This window comes from Streptomyces sp. KR55 (assembly GCF_052245645.1).
Taxonomy (GTDB): Bacteria; Actinomycetota; Actinomycetes; order Streptomycetales; family Streptomycetaceae; genus Streptomyces; species Streptomyces flavusporus.
This window is the reverse complement of sequence record NZ_JBQQCE010000706.1, coordinates 1-3428: the sequence shown is the minus strand read 5'-3', so window position 1 is coordinate 3428 and position 3428 is coordinate 1. Positions and strand designations below refer to the sequence as shown.

The following is a 3428-nucleotide window of genomic DNA, read 5'->3' as shown; positions in this document are numbered from 1 at the left end:
TGGTCGGCGCACATGCCGCGCACCCCCAGTCCGCCACGTTCAGCTACGAGTTCGCCTGGCGTTCCCAGGCCCTGGGCGGAGACCTCGGCGCCACCCACACGATGGAACTCCCCTTCGTCTTCGACATACCGAGGAGGGAAACCTCTACCTGGTCCCGGTGGACAAGTTCGCAACCTCGACCGCCGACGATGTCGACGATACGGCGGCGCGCTCGCACCCCAAGCCCGCGCAGCTCGTGGAGACGTACCGCACCACCCGCCCCGAGGCGTCCTTCGGTGAGCTGCGGTCGGCCATCATGGGTGACGCGCTGTTCGGCGCGGGCAGCTGGGCCCTGGTCGGCGCACATGCCGCGCACCCCCAGTCCGCCACGTTCAGCTACGAGTTCGCCTGGCGTTCCCAGGCCCTGGGCGGAGACCTCGGCGCCACCCACACGATGGAACTCCCCTTCGTCTTCGACATCGCCGAACTCCCGCAGCTGGCGGGTGAGGGCGTCCTGCTCGGCCCCGACAAGCCCCCCGCGGACCTCGCCCCCCGCACGCACGAGGCCTGGATCCGCTTCGCCAGGACCGGCAACCCCGGCTGGGACCAGTACGACACCACACGCCGGACCACGATGCACATCGACGCCGAGTGGACCCAGGTCGACGACCCCCGCAGCCAGGAACGACAGGCCTGGGCCTGACCCCGTCGCACAGATCGCTCTGTGCGCCCTTCCGTGAAGGACACACCATGAGAACCGTCATCACCACCGAGAACGCACCCACTCCGGCAGCCCCGCTGTCCCAGGGCATCCGCAAGGGCCCGATTCTTCAGGTCTCCGGGCAACTCCCGTTCGACCCGGCCACCGGCGCGGTCGTCGGCACCACGGTCGCCGAGCAGACCACGCAGACGCTGCGCAACGTCACCGCCGTACTCAAGGCGGCCGGCGCCGGACTGAAGGACATCGTGATGCTCCGCGTCTACCTCACCGACCCCGCCCACCTGCCCGAGCTGAACGAGGCGTACGCGGCGGCCGTCGGCGAACCCTTCCCCGCCCGCACCACCGTTTACATGCAGCTCCCTCCGGGACTGCTCGTGGAGATCGACGCCCTGGCAGTCCTGGACGACTGACTCGGCTACAGGGCAAGGCCGGTCTGGCGCGGCCCCCGGGACCGCGCCAGACCGGCCTCCATCCCTGAAAGAGGAGGGGGACACGATGGATGATCGCCTGTCGAGAGCGTGCGTCAACCTGAGGGTTGCACCGGTGAACCTGCTGGACGCCTTGTGCTCCCTGTCGGGGCGCCCTGCACCGCCCTCCGGTCCTCATCCGGCACGGCGCGTCTACGGGCGCGTACTTCACGCAGCGACCTCGCTGCCGCTGGGCGCGCTGCAACCGGGCGACGTGAGCGCGGCCACCGAGGTGCGCGCCGGCCTCCTGAACGCCCACGTCCCGCCCCTGTCGGACGCGGTCGCCCGCTGCATCCAGCACACGGTCGACGACCTGGGGCCCGCCGACCTGTGGACGCTGGCACGCTGCACCGCCATGACCCACGACGACCTCGCGTGGGGCGCCACCGCATCTCTGGCGCGGGAACGCCTCGAACAGCCGGACTCTCTGGACGACATCGCCGCGCAGGTCATCGTGGACGAAATCGCCGAACGGACCCCATGCCGGTGGGGCCGTCACCACAGCGACACGGCTCGTGCCGCGCTGTATCGGACTCTGGCCGACTTCGCCGATGTCCTCCTGGAAGTGTCGGAGTCCTCCCCGACGCCCCTGGCCTGGAGCACCGACGACAACGTGAGGCGTTCCTCTACCGTGATCGGCGGAGTGGTCCACGACGTACTGGTCCAGAACGCGGAGAACCCACCCTCCTCCGCACAGCCCGTCTGGCACCACCCCTCGCCCCCTGCCGCACACACTGCCTGGCAGTGGCGTATCACGAACGGACCGACCGGCCGCGCTTCCCACGGTTGCGGGCCCTTCCCTTCCGCGCTCGCGGCACGGCACGCCGCCGAGTGCGCGATCACGGCACTCGCCGCCGGGAGATGCAGCCTATGAGGGGTGTCGGCAGGTGAATCCGTGCCGGCGCCCACGCCCCATCGTGTCTCCCACAGTCCGTTCCGCGCTCTGAGTACGACAGCGGCCGAGTCCTGAGCAGATGCCGGGATGACCAGGGCTGCGGGAAAAGATCTAAGATCCACACTGTTCGGACAGACCCTGAGCGCCGCAAACATCATCCACAAACGCACCCGGCCCTACCGTCCGCAAACGAACGGCAAGGTGGAGCGCCTGAATCGCACCTTGCTCGACGAATGGGCGTACGTGCGCCCGTACTCCAGCAACGCTGAACGCACCGAAGCCCTGGCGGACTACCTGCACACCTACAACTACCACCGGTGCCACACCGCGCTCGATGGCCCGCCACCCATCAGCCGCGTCAACAAGCCTGCGGGTCAATACACCTAGGGCGTGTTTCAGAAGTGGATCAAGGTCGTGCGATGATCACGTCTCGTGACTCGGGGAGATCTGACAGAAGCTCAGTGGGCGGTGCTGGAGCCGCTGTTGCCGAAGGGCATCAGGTCCGGACGTCCGCCGGTGCACACCAAGCGGCAGCTGATCAACGGGATACGGTTCCGCACCCGGACCGGCATACCGTGGCGGGACCTCCCCGAACGGTATGGGCCGTGGGAGACGGTGTACGGACTGTTCCGCCGCTGGCAGCGCGACGGCACCTGGCACCGCATCCTGGAACAGCTCCAGGCCCGGGCCGACGCGAAGGGCCTGATCACCTGGGAGGTCTCGGTGGACTCCACCATCGCCCGCGCCCACCAGCACGCGGCCGGCGCTCGCAAAAGGGGGATCTCCAGGTCGAGCCGCCCGGCGGGGTCTTCACCGAGCCCGACGACCACGGGCTCGGACGCTCCCGCGGCGGGCTGACCACCAAGCTGCACCTGGCGGTCGAGCAGGCCCAGAAGCCGATGTCGCTGGTGATCACGGCCGGGCAGCGCGGAGACTCCCCGCAGTTCCAGGTCGTCCTCGGCCGCATCCGCGTGCCCCGGCTCGGGCCTGGACGCCCGCGCACCCTGCCCGACATCGTCCGCGCCGACAAGGCGTACGGCTCCCGCGCGAACCGCGCCTACCTGCACCGACGGGGGATCCGCTGCACCATCCCGGAGAAGCGCGATCAGATCGCCAACCGCAAGAAGCGCGGCTCCCGCGGGGGCCGTCCGCCGAAGTTCGACCCGGCCGACTACAAAGAGCGCCACGCGGTGGAGTGCGGGATCAATCGCCTCAAACGCCACCGCGCGGTCGCCACGCGATACGACTGTGAGGATGGCGGTGCCGTCTCGGCGGTGGCCTGACCCGCGATACGACTGACTGTCTTGTCCTGAGTCTTGATCTGTCGGCCACTGTCCGGGACGGCACTCGTTGCCGCCAGGCCGGC

3 protein-coding genes and 2 pseudogenes are annotated in these 3428 nt (G+C 69.3%); all 5 read left to right on the top strand.

Translation table 11 applies throughout. The features are described 5' to 3' along the window. Window positions 1-124: 124 nt before the first annotated feature. A pseudogene (locus ACTWQJ_RS48670) lies at window positions 125-682 on the top strand (carboxylesterase family protein); the annotation flags it as partial. A 47-nt stretch (window positions 683-729) separates the two neighbouring features. Then, window positions 730-1110, top strand: a complete 381-nt coding sequence (locus tag ACTWQJ_RS48665) for a RidA family protein (protein ID WP_409471474.1) — start codon at window positions 730-732, stop codon at window positions 1108-1110. Between the two features lie 271 nt (window positions 1111-1381). Continuing rightward, window positions 1382-2041: a hypothetical protein gene (locus tag ACTWQJ_RS48660; protein WP_409471473.1), complete on the top strand. Its 660-nt coding sequence runs from the start codon at window positions 1382-1384 to the stop codon at window positions 2039-2041. A gap of 123 nt (window positions 2042-2164) precedes the next feature. Then, window positions 2165-2449: pseudogene (locus ACTWQJ_RS48655) on the top strand (integrase core domain-containing protein); the annotation flags it as partial. 45 nt (window positions 2450-2494) lie between these two features. Further along, window positions 2495-3345, top strand: a protein-coding gene (locus ACTWQJ_RS48650) for an IS5 family transposase (protein WP_443312777.1) whose coding sequence is annotated in 2 segments (ribosomal slippage) — window positions 2495-2839 and window positions 2842-3345 — 849 coding nt in all. Because the reading frame shifts where the segments join, the coding sequence is not laid out codon by codon here. Window positions 3346-3428 lie beyond the last annotated feature (83 nt).